The sequence below is a fragment of the Pseudoalteromonas sp. genome (assembly GCF_041629635.1).
Lineage (GTDB): Bacteria > Pseudomonadota > Gammaproteobacteria > Enterobacterales > Alteromonadaceae > Pseudoalteromonas.
This window is the reverse complement of record NZ_JBFKMX010000029.1, coordinates 1-24566: the sequence shown is the minus strand read 5'-3', so window position 1 is coordinate 24566 and position 24566 is coordinate 1. Positions and strand designations below refer to the sequence as shown.

22 protein-coding genes are annotated in these 24566 nt (G+C 39.7%); 10 read left to right on the top strand and 12 right to left on the bottom strand.

All coding sequences use genetic code 11. The features are described 5' to 3' along the window. Positions 1 to 23: 23 nt before the first annotated feature. Complete coding sequence (locus ABYD77_RS06550; RefSeq protein WP_372768187.1) at positions 24 to 2552, bottom strand: PilZ domain-containing protein; 2529 nt, start codon at positions 2550 to 2552, stop codon at positions 24 to 26. A gap of 202 nt (positions 2553 to 2754) precedes the next feature. Here ABYD77_RS06550 and radA point away from each other — a divergent pair, with 202 nt between their 5' ends. Continuing rightward, positions 2755 to 4125 (top strand): DNA repair protein RadA, encoded by a 1371-nt coding sequence (radA, locus tag ABYD77_RS06545; RefSeq protein WP_372768185.1) that lies wholly within the window; start codon positions 2755 to 2757, stop codon positions 4123 to 4125. Positions 4126 to 4351: 226 nt separating this feature from the next. On the opposite strand, the gene serA is transcribed toward radA, so the two are convergent. The 5 genes from serA to ABYD77_RS06520 all read right to left on the bottom strand — a co-directional run bounded on the left by serA (position 4352) and on the right by ABYD77_RS06520 (position 9058). Next, complete coding sequence (gene serA, locus ABYD77_RS06540) at positions 4352 to 5581, bottom strand: phosphoglycerate dehydrogenase (RefSeq protein WP_372768183.1); 1230 nt, start codon at positions 5579 to 5581, stop codon at positions 4352 to 4354. A 15-nt stretch (positions 5582 to 5596) separates the two neighbouring features. Beyond that, the gene (gene rpiA / locus ABYD77_RS06535) at positions 5597 to 6253 is read right to left on the bottom strand and encodes a ribose-5-phosphate isomerase RpiA (RefSeq protein WP_372768181.1); all 657 of its coding nucleotides are present in this window, start codon (positions 6251 to 6253) and stop codon (positions 5597 to 5599) included. A gap of 64 nt (positions 6254 to 6317) precedes the next feature. After that, entirely contained in the window at positions 6318 to 6899 is a 582-nt protein-coding gene (locus ABYD77_RS06530; RefSeq protein ID WP_372768179.1) for a 5-formyltetrahydrofolate cyclo-ligase, read from the bottom strand. A 16-nt stretch (positions 6900 to 6915) separates the two neighbouring features. Then, the gene (locus ABYD77_RS06525; RefSeq protein WP_372768177.1) at positions 6916 to 7449 is read right to left on the bottom strand and encodes a hypothetical protein; all 534 of its coding nucleotides are present in this window, start codon (positions 7447 to 7449) and stop codon (positions 6916 to 6918) included. Between the two features lie 109 nt (positions 7450 to 7558). Beyond that, on the bottom strand, positions 7559 to 9058 hold the full coding sequence (locus ABYD77_RS06520) for a S10 family peptidase (protein WP_372768175.1): 1500 nt from the start codon (positions 9056 to 9058) through the stop codon (positions 7559 to 7561). Between the two features lie 314 nt (positions 9059 to 9372). On the opposite strand from ABYD77_RS06520, the gene ABYD77_RS06515 reads away from it, so the two are divergent. Beyond that, positions 9373 to 10152, top strand: coding sequence for a DUF2189 domain-containing protein (locus ABYD77_RS06515; RefSeq protein WP_372768173.1), 780 nt, complete (start codon positions 9373 to 9375; stop codon positions 10150 to 10152). A 117-nt stretch (positions 10153 to 10269) separates the two neighbouring features. Beyond that, positions 10270 to 11502, top strand: a complete 1233-nt coding sequence (locus ABYD77_RS06510) for a diguanylate cyclase (RefSeq protein WP_372768171.1) — start codon at positions 10270 to 10272, stop codon at positions 11500 to 11502. 75 nt (positions 11503 to 11577) lie between these two features. On the opposite strand, the gene ABYD77_RS06505 is transcribed toward ABYD77_RS06510, so the two are convergent. The 4 genes from ABYD77_RS06505 to ABYD77_RS06490 form a co-directional block, all read right to left on the bottom strand. Further along, positions 11578 to 12300 (bottom strand): LytR/AlgR family response regulator transcription factor, encoded by a 723-nt coding sequence (locus ABYD77_RS06505; RefSeq protein ID WP_372768169.1) that lies wholly within the window; start codon positions 12298 to 12300, stop codon positions 11578 to 11580. Then, positions 12290 to 12844, bottom strand: a complete 555-nt coding sequence (locus ABYD77_RS06500; RefSeq protein WP_372768167.1) for a histidine kinase — start codon at positions 12842 to 12844, stop codon at positions 12290 to 12292. Before ABYD77_RS06500 ends, ABYD77_RS06505 begins: the two co-directional genes overlap by 11 nt. A 102-nt stretch (positions 12845 to 12946) precedes the next feature. Next, a complete protein-coding gene (locus tag ABYD77_RS06495; RefSeq protein WP_372768165.1) occupies positions 12947 to 14050 on the bottom strand; it encodes a histidine kinase in 1104 nt (367 codons plus the stop codon). A gap of 19 nt (positions 14051 to 14069) precedes the next feature. Further along, positions 14070 to 15269: a sensor histidine kinase gene (locus ABYD77_RS06490; protein WP_372768163.1), complete on the bottom strand. Its 1200-nt coding sequence runs from the start codon at positions 15267 to 15269 to the stop codon at positions 14070 to 14072. Between the two features lie 299 nt (positions 15270 to 15568). On the opposite strand from ABYD77_RS06490, the gene ABYD77_RS06485 reads away from it, so the two are divergent. From ABYD77_RS06485 to ABYD77_RS06475, 3 genes are all read left to right on the top strand, one after another. Next, on the top strand, positions 15569 to 15907 hold the full coding sequence (locus ABYD77_RS06485) for a P-II family nitrogen regulator (protein ID WP_038642771.1): 339 nt from the start codon (positions 15569 to 15571) through the stop codon (positions 15905 to 15907). A gap of 10 nt (positions 15908 to 15917) precedes the next feature. Further along, on the top strand, positions 15918 to 17150 hold the full coding sequence (locus tag ABYD77_RS06480; protein WP_372768161.1) for an ammonium transporter: 1233 nt from the start codon (positions 15918 to 15920) through the stop codon (positions 17148 to 17150). A gap of 125 nt (positions 17151 to 17275) precedes the next feature. Continuing rightward, positions 17276 to 18373 (top strand): response regulator, encoded by a 1098-nt coding sequence (locus tag ABYD77_RS06475; protein ID WP_372768159.1) that lies wholly within the window; start codon positions 17276 to 17278, stop codon positions 18371 to 18373. A gap of 1 nt (position 18374) precedes the next feature. Here the strand turns inward: ABYD77_RS06475 and thpR are convergent, their stop codons facing one another. Continuing rightward, positions 18375 to 18914: an RNA 2',3'-cyclic phosphodiesterase gene (gene thpR / locus ABYD77_RS06470; protein WP_372768157.1), complete on the bottom strand. Its 540-nt coding sequence runs from the start codon at positions 18912 to 18914 to the stop codon at positions 18375 to 18377. Positions 18915 to 18956: 42 nt separating this feature from the next. Here thpR and ABYD77_RS06465 point away from each other — a divergent pair, with 42 nt between their 5' ends. The 4 genes from ABYD77_RS06465 (at position 18957) to hrpB (ending at position 24061) form a co-directional block, all read left to right on the top strand. After that, positions 18957 to 19280, top strand: coding sequence for an ArsR/SmtB family transcription factor (locus ABYD77_RS06465; RefSeq protein ID WP_372768155.1), 324 nt, complete (start codon positions 18957 to 18959; stop codon positions 19278 to 19280). A gap of 4 nt (positions 19281 to 19284) precedes the next feature. Further along, positions 19285 to 20289 carry an ArsJ-associated glyceraldehyde-3-phosphate dehydrogenase gene (locus tag ABYD77_RS06460; protein WP_372768203.1) on the top strand — a complete coding sequence of 335 codons (1005 nt, stop codon included), beginning with the start codon at positions 19285 to 19287 and terminating at the stop codon, positions 20287 to 20289. A gap of 91 nt (positions 20290 to 20380) precedes the next feature. After that, positions 20381 to 21589, top strand: a complete 1209-nt coding sequence (arsJ, locus tag ABYD77_RS06455) for an organoarsenical effux MFS transporter ArsJ (RefSeq protein ID WP_372768153.1) — start codon at positions 20381 to 20383, stop codon at positions 21587 to 21589. Positions 21590 to 21619: 30 nt separating this feature from the next. Next, positions 21620 to 24061, top strand: a complete 2442-nt coding sequence (gene hrpB, locus ABYD77_RS06450; protein ID WP_372768151.1) for an ATP-dependent helicase HrpB — start codon at positions 21620 to 21622, stop codon at positions 24059 to 24061. A gap of 27 nt (positions 24062 to 24088) precedes the next feature. Here hrpB and ABYD77_RS06445 read toward each other — a convergent pair whose 3' ends face one another. Then, positions 24089 to 24511, bottom strand: a complete 423-nt coding sequence (locus ABYD77_RS06445; RefSeq protein WP_372768149.1) for a DUF3429 domain-containing protein — start codon at positions 24509 to 24511, stop codon at positions 24089 to 24091. Positions 24512 to 24566: the final 55 nt, after the last annotated feature.

The following is a 24566-nucleotide window of genomic DNA, read 5'->3' as shown; positions in this document are numbered from 1 at the left end:
AATTCAGACTGCTAATTGAAGGTTTAGTTGAATAAATTGCCTAATTGATATTGTGCTGTTTTTAACCACAGTGCTTTTCGCTTTCTAAGACTCTCACGCACTTGAACTGGAATGGCATAGCGGGTTAAAACTTCTTGGGTGATATCTACTGCATCACCGACACCGATTACCGACCACAACTCATCTTCTAAGTCTTTTGCTTTATGTTGAGCGTACTGACTGATATAGCTCAACTCTTTTGATATGTAATCTGTGTCTGGTCTACCCGTGCGTGATATATACAAACGAAATGCAAAAAATAATTCTTCTGCGACACTGGCTTTAACAAAATTGTTGCGATCATTCTGCGGTTTGCTATCAAGTAACTCTGTAATAAGCGCTTTTTCTACGTCACGTTCTTTGGGTTGCAAACGCACATAAAAATCGAATTGTAGTGGTGGTGCATTTCGAGCCATTTCTTTCAATGGCAAAGCAATCATATCTTGGAAATCATCCTGTTTAATTAGCTGTTTAAACTCAAATTGTGAGTCAAGTCCGGCGATGTGGCTTAACAATAAATGAAAAGTGCTGGGGTATACCCCTTTAGCAATCGCGCCCACTTTAATTTGCGAACCGCGTTTATGTAAGTAAAACGGAAACTGACAGACGTTCTTCGTGACCATATTGCGAAGTGCACTAGAGAGGCCAGGGGTTTTAGGCGATTCCTCTGAGGCTGTTAACTTTGATTTGTTATTAACAATCAATTGATTAAAAAAGCGTACACCTTGATGCTCCGCATCTGCAGAAGGGCTATAACTGCGCAAATTAATAATGGTTTTAGTTTTACTAACCGCCATTACTTCATAAGGTAATTTGTTAAGTTGATATTTTTTGCTAAGTTTTTGCAACTCAGGAAAGGCAACAAGTAGCAAATCACCTTTTTCATAGTTGGTTGGGGTCGTTAATTCAATTTGCAATCCATTCACGGAAAAATCAAGGGTGTGACCTTCTAACTCCCCTTTTTCTTCTTGTTGTAATTGAATGACAGTTTTGTATAAATAACGGGTTTCGTTGCGCAGATTAACATAATCGAGCGCTACAAATTCAAGACTAGGATAACTCCGCAGTTTTTGATGGCCATATTGTTTTAAATGATTAATATGGTTTCTATCAAACGCGATTTTTTTAAACTGCTCAGTTGAAGAGGCGCTTGTAATATCAGTGAGAAGTACCAAGTACTCTATATTTTTAATAATGCCTTGCACACGAGGTGAGGGAGGTTTATTAAGCTTGGCAATTTCATTGCTGGCGCTATCGGGAAGTGAAAGAGGAATATAGCTGTCTTCACTGGAGCATGGCATTAATTGTACGTTAAAAATACGAAAACTCGGTTTTTGACTGGCAAATCCCCAAAATAGGTTTCGTAAATTAGGTGTATTATTGAGTTCGCGTTCACTTGCAGAGTAAAAGAACAATTTACCGCTGTTAGTGTGATTAAAGCAAAACAAAGTAAGTTGCTTTACTTCGCCAGGGGATTGTAATAGTTGGTTAATACGTGCAGGGTTGAGCACTTGCGGCAGTACCGAATTGCGTTTTTCGTCATTAAAGTAACGCGCCACATTAAGGTTGTTCTCATTAGTAAGTACCAATGATGGGCTCACTCGTGCATCTTTAACACTTAAAAATAAGAATAATGATGAAACACGGGGTAAATAATATTGCTCATATCCTTTTACAATCACCGCATCAAGTGTGTTATCTAAGTTCACTTTGTAGCGGCGTTTGTTTCCGTGAATAAAACTTTTTAAAAATTCATCAATGCTTTTATTTTCGTTATTAAAAGTGCGTTTCATGCGCACATAATTGTGATCTGCATTAATCTTTTCAACCGCCACTACTTCATACTCTAAGCCATTCTTAATACCGAGCTCGAAATCTTGTTCTAACCCGAGTAAGCGCATTCGCAGGGTTTCACCTTTTGCGACTTGGTATCTTGAAGAAAGCTTAACTTTGCAACCACTGACGGAGATATCTGAGGTAGAAGCCTCAATCTCACTGCCAGAGCCTAAGTAAAGTTTGACTTTAATGGAGTAGTTCATTCGTTCTTCTGAGCGCGATTCATAAGAAGCAAATGATACCCGGTTGATGTTTGATTTTTTTTCCTGAATATTAGCAGCGACAGGCTGAGGTGCTAATTCACCTCGTTCTAGCGCTTTACGTTGCATCACTTTGTGATTATTTTCAGTATTCATGACAGCTTCGTAAACGGCAAGGGTATAACGCTTGTAACGGCGAATACCTGCTTCAAATACATTGATGGCGGTTTCATCCATAAAATGTTGTTTGCCATTGTAGGTATAGCTTCGCACCTCGCCAGTTACTTGACCGCGCAGATCAATGAAGCGATTGATAGGCTGAAGTAAGCGGTTCATCTCCATTTTCATAAGAAATCGCTCTGAACTGCTTAATGATTTGGTCTTTTTATTGAAAATCGCATCGAAATTTGGGCGGCCTAAATCGCGCTTAAGCTCTTCGATAAGCGATTGATATTTTTTCAATACATCTTCAGCCATAAAAAAGAAGCGTTCCTTATTTTTTTATTATTCTGCTTGCATGAATGGGTTAAGATACCAAATAATTTTTCTTAATGCTTGTCACACAAAGCGGGTGAGCATTATAAAATAAGCTAAGCAATTACTATACCAGTATCCAAGCAATTTTATTGTTTTATATGTGTTTAGGAATAATTGCGTTTAAACATAAGAGTCGGTTTTTATGGGTAAAAATAAAACTGCGTTTGTTTGCAGTGAGTGTGGCGCAGAATTCGCTAGATGGCAAGGGCAATGTGGTGAGTGTAAATCATGGAATACGGTAACCGAATTTCGTGTGCCATCAATCAAGGCTGCTCCTCGCGTTGGCGCTACGTCAGGTTATGCCGGTGCCATTGAAGCGAAAGTACAAACACTGGATGAAGTGAACTTAGAGCAGTTACCGCGTTTTACAACAGGTTTTACTGAGTTTGACCGGGTACTGGGTGGTGGAGTAGTACCCGGTAGTGCCATTTTGATCGGTGGTTCACCGGGCGCGGGTAAAAGTACTTTATTGCTGCAAACCATGTGCTTACTCGCGCAAACCATGAATACCCTGTATGTCACCGGTGAAGAATCATTACAGCAAGTTGCTATGCGTGCAAAACGCCTCGGCTTACCAACCGATAAGCTTAAGACGCTTGCTGAAACTAACGTTGAAACGATTTGCCAATTAGCGCTTAGAGAAAAGCCACAAATTATGGTTATTGACTCTATTCAAGTAATGCATATGGCTGATATTCAGTCTGCGCCGGGTAGTGTGTCTCAGGTGCGAGAAGGGGCGGCTTATTTAACGCGTTTTGCTAAGCAAAACCAAGTGGCAATTATTATGGTCGGCCATGTTACCAAAGACGGTACGTTGGCTGGCCCGAAAGTGTTAGAGCACTGTATTGACTGTTCTATTTTACTTGAAGGCAGTAGTGATAGCCGCTTTAGAACACTGCGTGGTAATAAAAACCGCTTTGGTGCAGTGAATGAGCTGGGCGTATTTGCAATGACGGGGCAGGGCTTAAAAGAAGTGAGTAACCCATCGGCTATTTTCTTAAACCGCTCTGATGAACAAACCCCTGGTTCATTAGTAATGGTTATTTGGGAGGGTACGCGGCCATTATTAGTTGAGGTGCAAGCGCTGGTGGATTATTCGCAGCTTGGCAATCCAAGACGCGTTACCGTTGGTCTTGAGCAAAATCGCCTCGCCATGTTGTTGGCGGTGCTGCACCGTCATGGCGGCTTGCAAGTGTCTGATCAGGATGTGTTTGTAAACGTGGTGGGAGGCGTAAAGGTGACTGAAACCAGTGCCGATTTAGCTTTGATCACGGCACTTGTATCAAGTTTTAAAAACGCCTCATTGGCTCGTGAGCTTGTGGTTTTCGGTGAAGTGGGTTTAGGCGGTGAAATTCGCCCTGTGCCAAGCGGGGTAGAGCGTTTAAAAGAAGCGGCTAAGCATGGTTTTAAACGTGCCATTGTACCAATAGCCAATAAACCTAAAGAGCAAATTGAAGGCATGGAAGTAATTGGTGTAAGTTCACTGTCACAAGCACTGGAAGCGCTATTCTAATACCAATTGCATTAATTAGCTGGTCATTTATCGCGACAGAGAAATGGCTCAGAAACAAGGCTTATAATTCGACATGTAGTTTTTCTACTTAAGAATTTTAAAACGCAGTTTATGGGTCATTTAACTCGCTAGAATGATCAAATGATTAATAAAATTGGTATAAATTTATTCAGGCATAAAAAAAGCAGCGTAACGCTGCTTTTTTTATGCTGCTTTGATGCCGCAATTAGTGAAGAATACGGGCACGGATAGTACCGTCAATTGCGCGTAACTCTTTAAGCGCTATTTCTGAGTGATCTGTTTCTACATCAATTACCACATAACCAATATTTTCATTGGTTTGTAGGTACTGCGCCGCAATGTTAATACCATGCTGGGTAAATGCTTGGTTAATTTGCGTTAACACACCAGGGCGGTTGTGGTGGATGTGCAGTAAACGACTGCGGTTTGCAAGCTCAGGTAAGGATACTTCAGGGAAGTTAACTGCTGAAACAGTTGAGCCATTATCTGAGTATTTAGCCATTTTACCCGCAACTTCAACGCCAATGTTTTCTTGTGCTTCTTGAGTTGAACCGCCGATGTGAGGTGTTAAGATGACATTGTCAAATTCACGCAGTGGTGAAACAAACTCTTCGTTATTACCTTTTGGCTCAACTGGGAAAACATCGATTGCAGCGCCAGAAAGCCTCTTTTCTTGCAGGCTGCTGGCAAGTGCATCAATATCTACCACTGTGCCGCGTGACGCGTTTATTAAAATGGCACCGTGTTTCATAATTTCAAGCTCTGCAGCACCAATTAAGTTTTTAGTTTGTGCCGTTTCAGGTACGTGTAAACTGATTACATCTGAGGTTTGTAGTAACTGAGTAAGATTGACTACTTGCGTTGCATTACCAAGCACAAGCTTATCTTCAATATCAAAGAATTGTACTTTCATGCCGATGTTTTCAGCCATGATGCTGAGCTGTGTACCAATATGGCCGTATCCAATAATACCCAACGTTTTGCCACGCGCTTCAAATGACCCAGCGGCTGATTTATCCCACTCGCCACGATGTGCTTTTGCGTTTTTCTCTGGAATACCGCGTAATAGCAATAGGATTTCACCTAGAACTAGCTCAGCTACAGAACGTGTGTTTGAGAACGGTGCATTAAATACTGGAATGCCAAATTTTTGTGCCGCATTTAGTGATACTTGATTGGTACCAATACAAAAGCAGCCGATTGCAACTAGCTTGTCTGCTTGCTCAAGTACTGCTTCTGTTAGGTGAGTGCGCGAGCGAATACCCACAAAGTGAGCATCGCGCAAGCGTTCAATTAGTTCAGGCTCTGGCAAGGACGTTTTAACATAATCAATGTTGGTGTAACCATTACGCTTTAGTGTTTCAACGGCACTTTGGTGCACGCCTTCAAGCAGTAAAATTTTAATTTTGTCTTTTGCTAACGATACCTTGCTCATAACCTTTCCTAAAAATTACTTCAGTGTTTTAGGGCCCTCTGGTGTGCCTACAATCACTGTGTTTGCGCCGCGGTGGGCAAATAAACCGTTGGTTACTACACCAACAATTTGATTTATTTTTTCTTCAAACTGTTTGGCGTTGTCGATATGCATATTATGCACATCTAAAATGACATTGCCGTTATCCGTTACAACCCCTTCGCGATAAACAGGGTCACCGCCAAGCTCTACTAATTCTCTGGCAACATAACTGCGTGCCATTGGAATCACTTCAACAGGTAACGGAAACTTACCAAGTACGTCGACAAGCTTTGTCTCATCAACAATACATACAAACTGTTTTGCTACTGCTGCCACGATTTTTTCACGTGTTAGTGCTGCACCACCACCTTTGATCATTTCGTTAAGAGTGTTGATTTCATCTGCGCCATCAACATACACACTTAAGCTATCTACGTCATTGAGTTCGAAAATTTCAATACCGAGCGCTTTTAACTTTTCAGTTGACGCTTCTGAACTCGAAACGGCACCGCGGATATCCTCTTTCATCGTCGCTAGTGCATCAATAAAGTGGTTTACCGTTGAACCTGTACCAACACCAACAATGCTGTCTTTTTCAACGTATTCGAGTGCAGCCCATGCAGCTGCTTTTTTCATTTCATCTTGAGTCATAGATAAAAGCCTAATTTTTGAACGGAAATAGAGTTGTTATTATACCTAGTTGGCTGGCTCATGCTTACCATAAATAACACTTTTTTGGTGTTACTATGGTTTTAAGTGGTACATCCCAACTTTCAATTGGTAACTGGTCAACTTGTTGGCAATTATGGGCAAGGCCAATTATTTCTGGCTTGCTTAGCGTCTCGCGGTAATATTTTGCGAGTGTACGATCATAATAGCCGCCACCCATTCCAAGGCGGTTACCTTGTAGGTCGAAAGCAACAAGTGGTGTGCATAGCACATCTAAGTCTTCAACCGGACAAACCTGACTACAATTTAACTTGGGTTCCAAGATACCATAGCGATTCGGCGTCATGGGTGAATTTTTCTCATACCTTTGGAAGAGTAGGTAACCGTTGCAAAAGGGGTGAAGTACAGGTAGGTAAACAGTAATGTTTCTTTGCCATAATTCCTCAATTATCAAGGATGTATCGATTTCACTGTCGTTTGATAAATAAATGCCAATACGGTGAATGTTAGGGTTTTTTAAGTGTTGAAAAATGTTCACTTTAATTTTTTTCGCGGCTTCCAGTTGTTCATTTTCTGAAAGCGCAGTGCGACGTTGTCGCATTAACTTGCGAATATTTTGACGATCCATGGTGTTTTATCAGTATTTAAAAAGGGAGTAAGTCTGGGAATGCGATTACTACGCCTAAAAGAGAAAGCAGAATCACAATTAAAGCGATGAATAACCAATTAATATTTTTAGACTTACTAGTAGCTTCAAGCGGTTCATCAAATTCTAAGTCGTCGCCCCAACTGTTTTGACTTTCAATTTCTAGTTCGATGTCAGTTTCACCATTTTGTAGTTGTTGTAAACGCGCTAAATCATCCATTTTTTCTTCTAGACGAATAATCGATGTGGTGATGTAGTCAAGCGCAGCTAAGATACGTTTATCAACATCAGTGGTGTGATCTTGCGTGCTCGATTGGCTGGTGCTGATAATGTTTACTTGAATGCCTAATGCTGCAAACGTTTTTTGCTGTTTGACCGCTTTTTCGTGAGTTATGGGGCCGAATATTTGCTTGCCCGCAAGAAACTGACTTACCTTGGCATCTGAAAGCTTAAGTTTTGTGGTTAAAGTTGACTTCGCTTGCTCGGCTGATACACCGTTATTTAGTTGTGCGAATTGAATGCGATAGCTCATATACAAGGCAAATTTTATTGTTTTGCTAAGTATATAGTTGTTAAAAGCTTTTTTGCAAAGTTAAAAAGCGGCATTAGATGCCGCTTTGGTGGTTGAGTTGAGAATTCTTTTAGTATTTAGCGGCACCTGTTGGCAGTGCGTTTAAAATAAATTCACGTACATCTTGATTGGAAGTTTCTAAATCAGCGCGGCGAAGGTACATCATATGGCCGCTTTCGTAGCCTTTAAAGCTTAAGCGTTGACGCATTTTGCCACTTGGGTCTAACTGCCACATGGTGTATTTGGCATCAAAGTAGTTCGTTGCACCGTCAAAATAACCAGACTGAACCATCACTTTGAGATAAGGGTTTTGCGCCATAGCTAAACGCAGGTTTTCGCCCGTTTTATTATTTGTGCGATCCCATGGGTGAACAGAGCCAAACATGTTGTATTTAAGGTCAGTTTTGTAGCCCAGTTCTTGCTGTAAATAATAGTTAATTGCTGGCGTGAATGAGTGTAACCAAGACGTTAATTCAGCCCAGTAATCAGGGCGGCTTCCTGCATCACGCTTATCAATGCCTTTATAACGAGAGTCTAAACGACCTACCGTAAAACCTTCTTCACGCAGTAACTCTTTCCAGAATGCATCATTAGGAATATCCAGATTGTTTCGTAGCACAAAGGTTTCGCTTAATGCTGTGTAGTTAGCAATTGTTGCGGCAATTTGCTGCTTTTCGTTTGCATCGATAAAGCCACCTTTACTAATAGCTGGAATGGCTTTATTGATAGTGAAGTCTTCAACTTCGGCTAAAAACGTTGTTAGCGGCATGTTTTGGTATTTGGCATCTAGCTTGTTGTGATACCAAGCCGTTGCGGCAAAATAAGGAATGCGGTTAGCAGCTTCAACCGGGCCTTCACGCTTAATGCCGATTTCCGTCGGTGATACTAAAATCACACCGTTTAAATACATCCATTGGCGGTTTTGCAGTTCAAGAGCAAGGCCTGAAACACGTGTAGTACCGTAGCTTTCACCAATTAAAAACTTTGGTGATAACCAGCGATTATTGCGCGTTACAAAGGTATTGATCCATTCAGCAAGGTATTCGATATCGGCATTAACACCAAAAAATAGCTCTTTTTGTTTGTCTTTGCTTGGAAGCTCACCTTTGTCGTTTTCAAGTATGCGAGAGTAGCCTGTGTTTACAGGGTTTACGTAAACAATATCGGCAACATCAAGTACTGAATAAGGGTTGCTTTTTACACCATACGGTTGGACTGGGTAACCTTCATCATTAATATTGAGAATTTTTGGCCCTGTGTAGGCTAAATGCATCCATACTGATGCAGAGCCTGGCCCGCCATTAAATGAAATCAATAAAGGGCGTTTGCTGTAGTCTTCAACATCTGATTTTTGGTAGTAGGTATAATGCAAACTGGCAATAGGGTTACCTTGTTTATCCCACACTGGCTGCGTGCCAACCGTTGCGCTGTATTTGATCTTTTTACCTAAGATCTTGGCTTGATGGTTGGAAGTTTGCTTATCGTCTATGGTTATTTTTCTTTCTGTCGCGTGTGATTGGCTGCTTATCACAAGTGCAGAAAAAACAAATAACTGGAAAAGTCTTTTCATGTTGGCACTGCCTATAAAATAGTTTGTTGAGTTAATAAACAGACTACTTAATTTCAACTTACTAGGTCAAAGAGAGTGAGACCAATATAGGCATTTTTTCGTTGAATTACTAAAACTACCCTATACTGGTAAATAACGCTTAAAAACTGTGAGTAATTATCTGTAAGGTTATTTAGTCACGTAAAGCGAAGTTAATGGTTGCTTTTGCAGTTGAGAACACACTGAAAATAAAGCTGAACTTATAAAGCTCCCAGTTACGTATATTAAAACGATAAATTCTGTCTCAGCTAACTGATTCAAATAAGGAGAAAGTTATGCCTCAAACTCCAGTAGCAGATAAGCATACGACTTTTGCCAGATGTTTAGAATGTAATAAAGTTGGACTTTTTGCCCCCCTGCATTGGCTCGCGCTTGGTTTTAAAGATATGGCAAGTGCGCCAATTTTAAGCCTGTTTTACGGGGTGATATTTAGTATTATACCCGTTGCTATTTTGTATTTTGTTTATCAATCTGGTACTCACTTAGTAATTTTACCTGCCACTGTCGCCTTTGCGTTGATTGGACCTGCCTTTGCGGTTGGTTTATATGACATTGCATGGGAGCTAGAAAAGGAGCACAAACCCACATTGAGTCATAGCTTAAAATCGATGTTCCGCAATCCTGTAGGCGAGTGGGGGTTTGCGATTCTACTAATGGTTGTGATGATTATTTGGATGCGGTTAGCGGCACTTGTACATGCGCTCTATCCAAACAGCGTGAATCCAACATTAGAAGAGCTCTCAGCTTTTCTTACCTTAGGATCATTTATTGGTGCAATAATGCTTGGCAGTGTCTTTGCCATTTCAGCATTTACCCCACAAATTATGATGGAGCGAAGAGTTGATATTATGACTGCTGTAGTGTCTTCCATTAATGCTGTTAAGGAAAACGTCGGCGCAATGGTTGTTTGGGCCTTTTGTATTATTGCTTTGGTTGCTTTAGGGTTTTTAACTGGCGCAACTGGATTTATTGTGATTATGCCACTGCTTAGTTATGCCAGTTGGCATGGTTATATTGCTATAATTAAACATAAAGGCCCTCGCGGTTACGAGTAATGTAAATTATTTTAAAAAAGGGTAACAAGTGTTACCCTTTTTTTAATGGTTCTATGGTATAAGGATGTCGGAAGAATTAGCCTGTAAAAGGCAATTAAGCTTAGTTGGAGTGTAACTATGCAACGTATTTTAATCGTTGAAGATAGCAAAATGGTGCAACAAGTGTTGCGTCACTTGGTATCACAGTATTTATCCGTGCCAGTTGATTTTGCCGCTTCGTTGCGCGAGTCCGCAGGACTTATTAAAAATAACAAATATACCCTAGCGCTGGTGGACTTAAACTTACCTGATGCCAGTAATGGTGAAGTGGCAACGTTGACCTTACGTTGTGGTATTCCAACTCTGGTTCTCACAGGTAGTATTGATGAATTTAAAAGACAGCAAATGCTTGAAATGGGCGTGGTAGATTATGTTTTAAAAGAAAATAGAGACTCTTATACCTATGCTGTAAAACAACTTGCACAATTGCTTGGTAATCAGGGTACTAAAGTGTTAGTAGCTGATGACTCACAAACAAGTCGTACTATGATGCGCCAAAGCTTAGAAAGATTATTGTATCATGTAGAAGAAGCCGAAGATGGAGAACAGGCTTATCAAAAATTGTTAGCCGATGAAAGTATAAAACTATTGCTAACAGACTTTGCAATGCCAAAGAAAGATGGCTTTGAGCTAGTTAAAAGCATTCGTTCAAAGCGCGGTCGTGACAGCTTGGGGATTATTGGTATTTCAGGGTCAGGTAGCCAAAGTTTATCGGCAAAGTTTATTAAACATGGCGCTAATGATTTCTTAACCAAACCCTTTGCGCCTGAAGAATTTCACTGTCGCGTTATGATGACTATGGAGCAACTTAACTTAATCGAAACCATTAAAGATGCTGCGAATAAAGATTATTTAACTGGTTTGTATAACCGCCGTTATTTCTATCAAGCTGCAGAACAAAAAGTGGCGGAGCAATCAGTGTTAAGTTTAGCGGTGATAGATATTGACCACTTTAAACAAATTAATGATGCCTATGGGCACCAAGCGGGTGATGAAGTACTAAGCTTTTTATCCAATAAACTAGCTGAGCAATTTGGTAATGTGTTAATGGCGCGTTTAGGTGGAGAAGAATTTGCGGTGTTGTTTATTAATGAAGATCAAGACAGTGCATTTGAAAAGCTAGATGAATTACGTTTTTCACTTGCCAATATGCAAGTTGAAGCCGCGGGTCAATTGATTAGTTTTTCAATCAGTGCAGGTGTTGCACAGTTGCAACAGGATGAAGAGCTGACAGGGCTTATAAACCGTGCTGATATTGCGCTTTATGATGCCAAAGGGGGTGGGCGAAATCAGGTGGTGATCCACCAATAAAAAAAGTTTTAAAAATAAGCTAAGAGTTCAGAATTGACACTCTTAGCTTTTGATTTAGCGATTGCAGAGATCTTTTTACAGCTGTGTAAACTCTAGCAATTGTCTTAATTTTGTTGCTTGTCTGCGCGAAATCTCAACAGTTTGACCATTGCTTAAAGTTGCAGTTAAACCGTAGCTAATAGCTTGTTCCATGCTTTCAATTGCATCAAGACGTATGATGTCTGAACGGCTTGCTCTAAAGTAATGTCTCTCGTCTAATTTAGCTTCAATTTTGTTTAATGAGCTGTGTAGGTATGCTTTACCATGTGGTGTGTAAATTGCAGCATGATTACCAATGGACTCAAAACGAATAATTTCACGAAGTTCGATAATGCGCATGGTTTCGCCATATTTTACCATCAATTTATGGTCATCAGGTAAACCTGTATTAGATGCATTTTGTTCGATACGCTTTTCTAATTTTTCAATGCTTTCAGCTAATCGCGCTGGGTTTACCGGTTTTACTAAGTAATCCATGGCATTTAATGAAAACGCCTCTACAGCAAATTGGTCGTACGCAGTACAGAAAATAATGTTTACATCATCACCCAGTGATTCAGCTAACTCTAAACCCGTTGCGCCAGGCATATGAATATCTAGGAAGATAGCGTCTGGCTTATGCTCTGCAATTTTTTCACTTGCTTCTTCAGCATTTTTGGCTTCATCAACAATCTCAATTTGGCTGTGCTTTGACAGCAGGCGCTTTAATTCACTGCGTGCAAGACGTTCATCATCAACAATTATTATTCTAATACTCATTGTTAAAAGTTAACTCCATCGTGTAAGTGTTTGCATCACATGTTTGTGTTGCACTGCAAATATTGCCCATGCCTAATTGGGTAATTAGGTTATCTAGCGGTAAATCGCCTGACTTTATTTTGGGGGATTGTGTTAAGTTAAGTGTAAAAACAACAGCACTGCCAACTTCTTTTGTCGTGATAATTAGTTGGTTGCGGCTAACGCTGTAAATATCCTTTTTGATAAACACATACTCAACTAAGGGTAAAAGCACTGAACAAGGTAATGGGTGAGGGCTTACCAGTTTGCTTAAATTTTTAGTCAGGGAAAATCTTTCTTCTAAGCGCAGCGCTTCGAGCTCAAGCAAATGCTCAAGCTGTGTTAAATCATCGCTAAAACTTGTCTGTGTTACTCCATCGTTGAGTTGATAACGAATTAGCTCGGCTAATTTGCCTAGTAAGTCGCTCGCTAAATCTTGATTTTCGAAAATCATATAGCGGATAGCATTCATGCTATTAAACAAGAAGTGTGGATTTAATGGTGCTTCCGCATTTTTTTCAAACATATAAAAAGAAAGTCTCTTTTTTGACAGACTATTTTGAGTCTATCGATTTTATAATTATCTCGCCAATTAAAATGATAAACGGCAAAAAAGTAAGATGAGTGGTTACGCTGATTTTTCGAGTTGCTGTTGCCAATCAATCGGCAACTCAATAATCACTTTTCTATGTTTACCTTTTTTCACCATTACTATGCTCGCATCTTGCGCATACATATGCTCTAAGCGGCTTTTTACATTGTCGTAATGTTCTGTATCTAAAAAGAATTTACCATGGCTTTGGTGGGCTATTTCTAAGCGATATTTATTGTGCTTTATAAATCCAACAATGCTGAGTTCGCCAGTGCGGTGGCGTGCGGTATTGAGTAAGAACGAACAGATAAAAATTAATGACATGCTAGGTATATTTGGCCCAACGGCATCGTCATGAAGTTTAATGAAGTGAGAAATAGGCGCACGTTTCTGTTCTTCAAGAAGTTCAAGGTAATTAGCTAAACTGGAAATTTCATCGCTCAGTTTTGCATCAGTTGCTTTACTTGACATTAAGTTGTAGCGAAATAAATCAGACGCTTTAGTAACCAGTTCTGCAGCCTTTTCTTCATCAACATCAATTTGTTGTTTAATGGCTTCCATAGTATCAAACAAAAACTCGGGATTAACGCGGTTGGTTAAAATTTGTAGCTTTTGTTTCTTTAATAGCAGTGCAAGTTGTTTGTAGTTCGAAATGCCTGCCGCAAGTACATAAAAATAAGCCCAGACAACGGTAGTAACAACATTATAAAGAATGTAAGCGACGATTGATTTACCGAAACTGTCTATATGCATAATGCTTTTAACATACTCTTCTAAAGAATACGGAGTAAGAGAGGCTAAAATAGGTAAAAAGTCTAAGGTAATAATCACCAACGCGGTCACAGTTGAGCCAGCTAAGATGAGTAAAAATAACTTCCACTTGGTTGTTGCATAACTTTTGTAATGTTTGTAAATACCGCGCAGCACAATATGAAATGCTGCAAAGATCATGATTATTTGGTATGAGGTGAGTACCAGTGCACCTAATAAACCAAGATGAATAATTGGCATTGATTCAGCATCTGGTTTTTGAAACACACCCCAGATACCTAAACAACTTACTAAGAATGAAATAACAAAAAGGGGCCCTTGATAACGCCAATAATTAGGGCTGGTATTTCGAATATAACTGAAATTCATAACCGTATTTGGACCTTTTTTAAAGTGGTAACGTTAAGCATGCGACGTATTTATCATCTTTTAACGCGGCTTTTAGTGTTGCGTTTTCGTTGTACATTAACTGTAAGCGTTTAATTAGGTTTTCTTGGCCAGTACCTGTACTTTCAACTTTGTAGTTGCCGGTGTAAATAGGGTTACTTACTGCAACCACTAATTGGTTTTTATGTTTTGTAATATCAACAATTAGTAAGCTTTGCTCTTGTCTTGGTGCAATACCATGTTTAATAGAATTTTCAATTAAGGTAAGAATGCCCATAGTAGGCACCTTAGTATTTAAACAGGTTTCGTCCACATGCATTTCAATTAATAGGCGTTCTTCAAGGCGGATATGTTCAATATCGAGGTAAAACTCACAAATGCGCAACTCTTCTTTTAATTTTACCGTAGGGTGTTTATTTGCTGTTAGGTTGTAGCGAAATAGCTCATTAAGCTTATCAATCAACTCTTTTGCCAGCTGTTTATCCTCGAAAATCATGCCGCGAATACTGTTCAATGAGTTAAACAGAAAGTGCGGATTTAGCTGACTCATTAATAATGCTATTTGGCTTTGTTTTAGCTGGTTTTTAACTTGAAAGCGGCGATTTAATGCTGATAGGGGCAAATAACACAATAACCAGAGAGCAAAGAAGCCAAACTGAGATTTAAAGCGTTTAGAAGCTGCGCGGTCTATTGCGGCTTGATCGCCCTGATGAATTTTTTCAAGCTCTTTTCGAGCCTCTAAGTGAGCTTCATCAAAGCCTTTTTTAACTTCTGATTTTACTGACTTATTAGTTGATGGTTTTTCATCTAGGCTTTCATTATTTTTTTCAAGGTTATCAATTGCCTTGACTTGGTTGAGAGGGTCTTTATCTGGGTAAGCTTGGTAATATGCAATTTCTTCGGAAATTGGCACAAAAGAATTTCGACTGACATCACGTATGTTGGCACCTATATAGGAACCAATAACGACTAATGTGATGCCACAGAAGCATATTTTTAAAATCCCAGCTTCTTTATTACGCAAAAAGTGAATGGGTGCTCGAATTAAAAAGTGAGTGATCATAAAGAAACTGAAAATGCGTACACCCGTATGAGCAAGTACGTTCGCTAGGCCATGCATTTCCTGGTCTGTGTCCATATTGGAAAGGCCAGAAAACAAAAGCATCACTGCGATAAGTGCTTGGATAACCCAATAAGCCATGTGCTTATATATCCTTTGTTATTGATTTTTAATTCCATTGAGTTGGCAAAGTTCAGGGTTATATACCAACTCCGTTGGTTCATATTGTGTCAAAAACGGCTACTAAAGCAAGTTTTCAATATTTCTCTTTTTGCACCAAAGCGTTCATAAAACCAATGTTTATGCACTGTTGTGGTGCGTTAACTTTCTTGTAACACATTGTAAATTATTTAACCTTATGAATTAGATAAAAAAATATTATTGGCACAAAGGTTGGATTTAACTTGTACAAATTAAAAAAACGACAACAGGTACATCTTATGAAAATGATCAGTGCGATTATTAAGCCATTTAAGCTTGATGATGTGAGAGAAGCAATGTCAGATCTTGGCATTGAGGGCATGACAGTAGTTGATGTTAAAGGTTTTGGCCGTCAACGTGGGCATACTGAATTATACCGTGGAGCAGAATACCAAGTTGATTTTATTCCAAAGATCAAAGTGGAAATTGCAACGCAAAGTGACAATGTAGACCGTGTTATAGAAGCAATTAGCAATGTGGCACAAACCGGTAAAATTGGTGATGGCAAAATTTTTGTCTACGACCTAGAACAAATTGTTCGTATTCGTACGGGCGAACTAGACGAAGCAGCAATTTAAGGGGAATGTCATGGAAAATACAGTAGTTGAATTGAAATTTGCACTCGATACTTTTTACTTTTTAATGTCGGGCGTATTAGTTATGTGGATGGCAGCAGGTTTTGCCATGTTAGAGGCTGGTTTAGTTCGTTCTAAAAACACCACTGAAATCTTAACTAAAAACGTGGCGCTTTATGCAATTGCATGTACCGTGTATTTAATTGTTGGCTACAACATTATGTATGTAGATAATGTTGAAGGCGGTTTTTTACCTTCACTAGGTACACTAATTGGTACTGAAGCTGCGGATGCAAACCACTCATTACAATCAGACTTCTTCTTTCAAGTAGTGTTTGTTGCAACTGCCATGTCAATTGTGTCAGGTGCTGTTGCCGAGCGCATGAAGTTATGGTCATTCTTAGTATTTTGTGTTGTTTTAACTGGCTTTATTTATCCACTTGAAGGTTACTGGACATGGGGCGGCGGTTTCTTATCTGCGATGGGATTTGTTGACTTTGCTGGTTCTGGTATTGTGCACATGGCGGGTGCGGCAGCTGCGCTTGCGGGTGTTTTATTGTTAGGCGCACGTAAAGGTAAGTACGGTAAAAACGGTGAGATCTATCCAATACCGGGTTCTAACTTACCATTAGCAACGCTTGGTACGTTTATACTATGGATGGGCTGGTTTGGTTTTAACGGTGGTTCACAACTGCTCCTTTCAGATAAAGAAAATGCAACTGCAGTGAGTCAAATTTTACTTAATACCAATGCGGCAGCGGCTGCTGGTGCAATCGCTGCTTTACTACTGTGTAAAGTGTTATGGCGTAAGGCTGATTTAACCATGGTATTAAATGGTGCATTAGCAGGTCTTGTGGTAATTACAGCAGAGCCGGCATCGCCAAGCCCATTACTCGCGGTATTGGGCGGTGCTTTAGGTGGTAGCTTAGTCGTCTTTAGCATCGTAGCGCTTGATAAAGCGAAAATTGACGACCCAGTTGGCGCGATTTCAGTACACGGTGTGTGTGGCTTCTTAGGTCTAATGCTAGTGCCGTTTTCTAATAGCGATGCAACCTTTGTTAATCAACTTATCGGTGCACTTGTTATCTTCGGTTTTGTTTTTGTTAGCTCTTACATTGTTTGGGCATTACTTAAGAAAACAATGGGTATTCGTGTTGGCGAAGAAGAAGAAATTAATGGTATGGATCAACATGATTGTGGTGTAGATGCATATCCAGAATTTGTAACAGTAAGAGGCAATATTTAAATTTCAATTAAATAAAATCACGTTAGGTTACAAATTAATTCAAAAGCCCAAGACAAATTACTATTGGGCTTTTTCAATTGTGATAATATCCTATGCTTAAAGTTGTAAAAAAACGTGCTTAGATTATGAAAATTAACTTGTTAATTGCTGAAGATGACGTCTGTTTAAACGAACTTGTCGCTTCAAGTCTTACGGAAGAGTATCAAGTATCACAAGCGTATAGCTTAGATCAGGCTAAAGCACTGTGTGAACAATCTGAATTTAGTATCATTGTTTTGGATTACTATTTTCCAGATGGTAATGGTGTTGAGTTAATTAAGTACGTTAAAAAAGAAGCAAATCCCCCGATAATTATTTTTTTAAGTGCCTCTGAAGAACTTGAGGTAAAAATGGCTGCTTTTGACGCAGGTGCCGCTGATTGGATTGATAAGCGTACATTTATTCCGCCATTATTACTGATTAAAATTAAAAAAGCGCTAGCAAATCAAAAAGAGTTTGATGCATTAAAAATTGCTGAACAAAATGCTAATTCAGCAGTGTTTTCTGCTATGTCAGACTCTTTTATGTGGGGCAATACCGCAAGAGCTATTCAAGCTTGCTTAGCTTGTACCAACTACGGTGAATTCTTGGTACAGGTTTTCTCGTATCTACAAAGTTTAGAGTTAACTGCTTCGATTGCTTATAGCGAAAACACCCAAATTAGCTATTGGGATAGTCCATCAGCACGAGCTTGTGGTATGGAAGAGGACCTTTTTAAGCTGGTAATGCAACGTGATGACCGTATTATTAATGCGGGAAGAAGGTACTTTTTAAAAGATAATAATATCTGTATTTTGATTAAAAATATGCCTGAAGATGAAATACGCAAAGGCCAAATTTTAGATGTCGTAGCAGCCTATGTTGAATGTGCTAATCATCAAATAAATACGCTAAACCAAGAGTATTTAAAGCAATTGTATTTTAAAAAAATTGCTTATGAGCTTGATGAATTAAAACTTAGAATGGGAAGTTTTACTGAACAAACGCAAATTATTCAGAGTAATCAATCATTGGCATTTTTTGAGATTTTTAATCAGTTAGAATTAACCAACGATGAAGAAGTAAAGTTGACAAAAGTAACAGACGAAACACTTTTAAAATTTGAAGAGCTTGCTTTCAGTCATGTAAAAATCATCAACACGTTAAATAACGTCATTAAAGATTTCAAACGTCAGCTTTCTTAATTCAGCACCTTAGTTTAAAGCTTGTTATGGGTAGGTAACGTAATTGGCTATTTACTCGTGTTGAGTGAAATAATTTAAATTCTTTAAATTCCACTTCGAAAGGCGTAATAGCCTTTTTTATTTCAGGTTGCTGTTTGCAATTTCTTTTAAGTGTTACATGGGGATGAAAATCAAATGGATTTTGATAAATACCCAAACGCTCTCCCTCATTGCGTATCGAGGTTGCAAGCGCGTTTAGCGGTGTGACTAATTCGCACGGCTTTAAAAAGAAAATCCCCGTATTTGGCCAATAGCCGGTCTCTGCAAAGCGTAATTTAAATGAGGAGAATGTTAGGCTTTTTGCATACTCAATAAGTAGTAACTCATTTGCAGGCGACACATTTGGTAAAAATGCCAAGGTTAAATGTAAGTTGCTTTGCAAAACAGGCTTACGTTTATCATCAACTTGGTGTGATAACCAATTGAATATTTGTGCTTTGTTTTCTTGGCTAAAATCTAAGCCAAAAAATAACCGTTTATTTTCTTGATTTTTATCTGTCATCTTTTAATATTTGCTTATGCGTATATATGGTTAAGCGAATTTATGGCTGTTGCACAATTTCACAAAGCGCTCAGTGAGCAAACACGCCTGAGAATAATGGCGTTAATTTTAGAACATAACGAAGTGTGTGTCTGTGATCTCGTTACTGTACTTGAAATGCCACAAGGATCGGTAAGTCGCCATTTAAGTTATCTGAAAAAATCAGGGTTAGTTGAGTCAGTTACCCGCGGTACGTGGCGTTTTTATCAACTTAATCAAGCGATGACAGAGCCATTATTGACGATATTAAAGCTTACGCTCGATTCACTCAAAAGCGATTGCCAAGTGCAGCGCGACTTAACGTCTTTTAAACCTTCAAATTGTTAGGCTGATTATTATGAAAATTGCGATTAATGGCTTTGGCCGTATGGGTAAGTTGCTAGCACGTATTGTGCTTGCAGAGGGAAATCATCAGTTGGCGTATATTAACGACCCAGCTGCCAGCAATGAAGCGATTGCACATTTATTAGCGTTTGATTCGGTTCAAGGGCGCTTTAAAGATAATGCAATTCATGCTGATGACGAATTTCTTTATGTTGAAGAGCATAAAATAGCGTTATTACATGAAAAAGAACTAACCGCATTACCGGTAGACAATATCGATTTACTGATTGATTGTTCTGGTTTATATCGCCAATCAACATTGTTTCAGCCGTTACTTGATAAAGGGTTAGAGCGTGTGTTGGTATCGTGCCCAGTTAAAGATGAGGGCGCGATTAATTTAGTCTATGGCGTCAATCACGATTTATATCAAGCTGATAAGCATCAAGTAGTAACAGCAGCATCGTGTACCACTAACTGCTTAGCCCCTGTGATTAAAGTGTTAAAAGAAACGGTAGGTATAAAACGCGGTTCAATGACTACCATTCATGACATCACCAATACACAGACGATTGTTGATAAAGCGCATAAGGATTTACGCCGTGCCCGTGCTTGTGGTGAGTCACTTATTCCAACGAGTTCTGGCTCAACAACAGCAATTATGACGATTTTTCCTGAGCTGCAAGGCAAGCTTGATGGTTTAGCAGTGCGCGTACCTTTATTAAGTGGCTCTTTAGTTGATTTAGTTATTGAAACGGAACAGCCGACCAGCGTTGAAGCAATTAATAATGCTTTTGAAGAAGCTAAAAACGGTGAACTAAAAGGAATTTTAGATATTGAAATGCGTCCGCTTGTTTCGGTTGATTTTGTCGGTGATACCCACAGTGCAATTGTTGACGGATTATCAACACAAGTAATTGATAACCATCTTGTTAAAGTGCTTGCTTGGTACGACAACGAAATTAACTATGTATCGCGAATGAACGATATTGTGAATATGATTGCGGCTTCTTAATTTGCCTCATATTGACACCTTCTACTAAACCTTGGCGTGAAAACGCCTTGGTTTAGGCGCTAAAACTCTCTTATATCTCAAACTTAAAACTATGTTAGCAGCAACAAAAACAGTTAATCAGGGAATCAAAGACTATATTCAAATCACCTTTGCTTATTGGGGGTTTACCTTAACCGATGGCGCACTGCGTATGTTGGTGGTGCTTTACTTTCATACACTTGGTTATTCACCGATTGAAGTTGCCATGCTGTTTTTGTTTTATGAGTTTTTTGGCATTGTGACAAACCTTTTTGGCGGCTGGTTAGGTGCGCGCTTTGGTTTGAAGGTCACTTTGTTTAGTGGACTGTTTTTGCAAATAAGTGCGCTGGTGTTACTGGCGCAAACCCAGTGGTTGAGTGTCGCTTATGTCATGGCATTGCAAGCCATATCGGGTATTGCTAAAGATCTCAATAAAATGAGTGCTAAAACCGCAATTAAACAGTTAGTACCTAAAAATGAAAATAGCACACTATTTAAATGGGTTGCACTTTTGACGGGGTCAAAGAATACGTTAAAAGGCTGCGGTTTCTTTTTAGGCGGGTTGTTATTAGCAGTATTTGGTTATCAACACAGTTTATATATTTTAGCATCAGGGCTTGGCGTAATTACATTGTTAGTGGCTTTGCAGCTAAAAGGGAGCTTAGAAGCAAAAGCGTTCAAACCAAAATTTAGTCAAATATTTTCATCAAGTAACAAAGTAAACTTACTCTCGTTTGCCCGTTGTTTTTTGTTTGCCAGTCGCGATGTATGGTTTGTTGTTGCGTTGCCTGTTTTTTTAACTATGCAAGCGGGTTGGACAAGTACTGAAGTGGGCACCATGATGGCCGCTTGGGTAATTATTTATGGCATCTTTCAGTCAACGACACCAAAAGCGTTTAAGCTATTGAATAAGCAAGCCAATGCGCGCGCTGCATTCATTGCTGCAATAGCGCTATTAATGGTGATTTTATTAATGCTGTTAGCTGCTTATCTGAAAGTGCCATTAGTTGATATCGCCATCTTAGGACTCATACTCTTTGCAATTATTTTTGCTATTAACTCTGCTATTCATTCTTTTTTGATTGTGCATTATGCCCGTGATGAAGGTGCATCAATGGATGTGGGGCTTTATTATATGGCGAATGCTTGCGGCAGGTTATTTGGTACTGTGCTATCGGGAGTGATTTATCAGCAGTTTGGACTAGTGGCTTGTTTGATTGTAAGTGGCTTATTTATTGCGATTTGCTTGCCGATTACTGCGAAATTAACGCAAAACAGTTAAACTTCAGCAAAAAATTGTTGGACGTTAGTTTTGCTGCCTATTCAAAGTGTTTATCACACACTAGTTACTGAATTATCAAATAACGAGCGAGTTGTATTGCAAGCACCGCCGGGTGCGGGTAAATCAACTTGGTTGCCGTTTCAGCTAATCAAAGATAACCACTTTAAACGTATTATTATGCTTGAGCCACGTAGGCTCGCTGCGCGTAATATCGCAAGCTTTCTGGCTGAATGCTTAGATGAACCATTAGGGCAAACCATTGGTTTACGCATTCGCGGTGAAAGTATTGTTAGCAAACAAACGCGTCTTGAAATTGTCACCGAAGGCATGCTCACACGCATGTTACAAGACGACCCTGAGTTAAACGGGATCGATTTAGTTATTTTCGATGAGTTTCACGAGCGCTCAATTCAGGCCGAAACAGCATTGGCACTGGCATTTGAGGTGCAACAGGCGTATCGCGACGATTTAAAGTTGCTGATCATGTCTGCAACCTTAGATGGCGAGCGACTATCAGCAGAGTTTGATGCACCTTTAGTACAAAGTGAAGGTCGTCAGTTTCCAATTTCTGAAGTTTATACGCCGCTCACAAGTGAGGCCGATTGGCTGTCACAAATTGTGCCGCTTACCCTTAAAGCTATGGCTGAGCAAACGGGCAGTGCGCTGGTTTTTTTACCGGGTGTGAAAGAAATTAAAGCCGTTGAAAGTGCCTTGTTTGATGCCAGAAATGCAGGGCTTATTGAGCAAAATATCGCTATTTATGCGCTTTTTGGCAAGCAAGATAAAAAAACGCAGCAAGCAGCATTAAAACCATGTGAAGGTGATAAACGTAAAATCGTGCTTACCACGAATGTTGCTGAAACCAGTTTGACCATTGATGGCATTCGAATTGTAGTGGATTCTGGGAAAGAGAAAATTACCCAATATAATGTTAAAAATGGCATCAGCCAATTGCTTACTGTGAATATTGCTAAGTCTTCTGCAGTTCAACGCGCGGGTCGTGCAGGTCGCATCGAAGCGGGGGTTGTTTATCGCCTTGGTAGTAAAGAGCTGTTTGAACGCCGTGCTAATCACGCAACCCCAGAAATATTGCGAAGCGATATTAGCCAGCTTGTTTTAGAGTGCGCTAATTGGGGGACGCACATCCATGATTTAGTGTTGCTTGATAAACCAAGTGCAAAGCAAATAGCTGCAGCAACCGAGTTATTACTGATGCTTGAGGCGATAGACGCGGATGGCAAAATCACTACGCTAGGCAAAAAAATGTTAAGTTATGGTACTGAACTTCGCTTTGCCCATATGCTGATTAAAGCTGAGCAGCTCGATGCGGATTACCCTGGTATTTATCATTTAGCTGTTTACTTGGTTGCACTTTTTACCAGTCAAACGAATCGTAGCAGTGATATTGCTACAGGAGTTAGCCTGCAACTTAATACGCCGCATGGGAGTTTTGAAAAAGAGCTGACACTTTGGCTTAAACGCTTAAAGTTAAAAGCGGTTCGAACGCTTTGCCTTGAATATTTATCACTCGTTATGGCGCTTGCATTTCCTGATAGAATTGCGCAAAAGCGTGGAAATGGCCTGCGGTTAGCTAACGGTGCAGGTGCCACACTGCACTCAGATTTTCTGCTGCAAGATCCTTTGCTTTGTATAGGCGATATGGGCGGCGCTACTGGGCAGCATGTATTTAATGCCTGTAAATGTGATTTAACACTGATTGAAAGTGCATTACCTTATTTGTTTTCGAACAAAGATATTACGCAGTTTGATGAAAATACTGGGCGCTTTATTGCTGAAACCCATTATTGTTTGGGGCAGCTCGTACTTTCGCGAAAACCAAGCAGTAAAACCTTAAGTGCTGATGAAAAAGCCGCTGCGTGGTGTGCCATTATCGCTAAAAAAGGGTGGCAATTAATTACCTTAGATGAAGAGGCTGAGCAATATATAGTGAGGCTAACGCTTGCGCATAAATATTTGCCAAATGAATTTCCAGCCATCAATAAACAGTTTTTATTTGATAGTTTGGCAAGCTGGTTAGCACCTTATCTACGCGACGTAAATAGCCTTGCTGCGCTTAAAAAAATAGCGATTTTGCCTGCGCTCAAAAACCTAATTGATTGGCAACAGCAAACGCGTTTAGATGAGCTGTTGCCCGAACGTCTTGCGGTGCCAACGGGATCAAAACTAAAAATTCAGTATCAAGTTGATGGACCAGCAAAGCTCGCAGTGAAAATGCAGGAAATGTATGGTGTTGCCACTACGCCAACCCTTGCAGGTGGTCATTTAGCGCTTGCTATCGAGTTGCTGTCACCCGCCATGAGGCCACTGCAAATTACTCAGGACTTAGCAGGTTTTTGGGCATCGAGTTATCGCGAAGTGCAAAAAGAAATGAAAGGGCGCTACCCTAAACATTTTTGGCCGGATGATCCCGCTAATGCCAAAGCAACGAATAAAGTAAAAAGCAGAATGTAGTTTCACTCTGCTTTTTAGCTCTATAAGTTAAATTTGGGTCACGTTATGGTGTAGTTGTGCTGCAAAGAATAAATGACATACTAACACTACCCCTGTAATGCGTTCGCGCATGCGCTGATAATCAGGCGCTAAAATTGGCCAATCCTCTGTACGTTTTTGTAATGCCAATATAAACACATAGCATGCACCTAAATAGAGTAGGGCGAGTTTAGTGTCGAAGAGGGCAAGTGCCAGAGTTGGAATTGTCGGTAACACTATAAGCCAATTAAACTTATTGCTATTTGATGTGCGCCATAGGCTGCCAGCCACAAAACTCATAATGCTAATGCTGTAAAATAAAAATGCTTGGCTTAATAATGGGTGCTCAAATAAAAAGTGGGCACCTACTAACAATAAAAATGGCACTAAGCCAAGATAGCCCAAAAATGTTTGATTGTTGTATTTAGACATAAGCATACTTCGCAATTGAGATTAATAGTGATTGTACGCGAGAATAATCAAATTT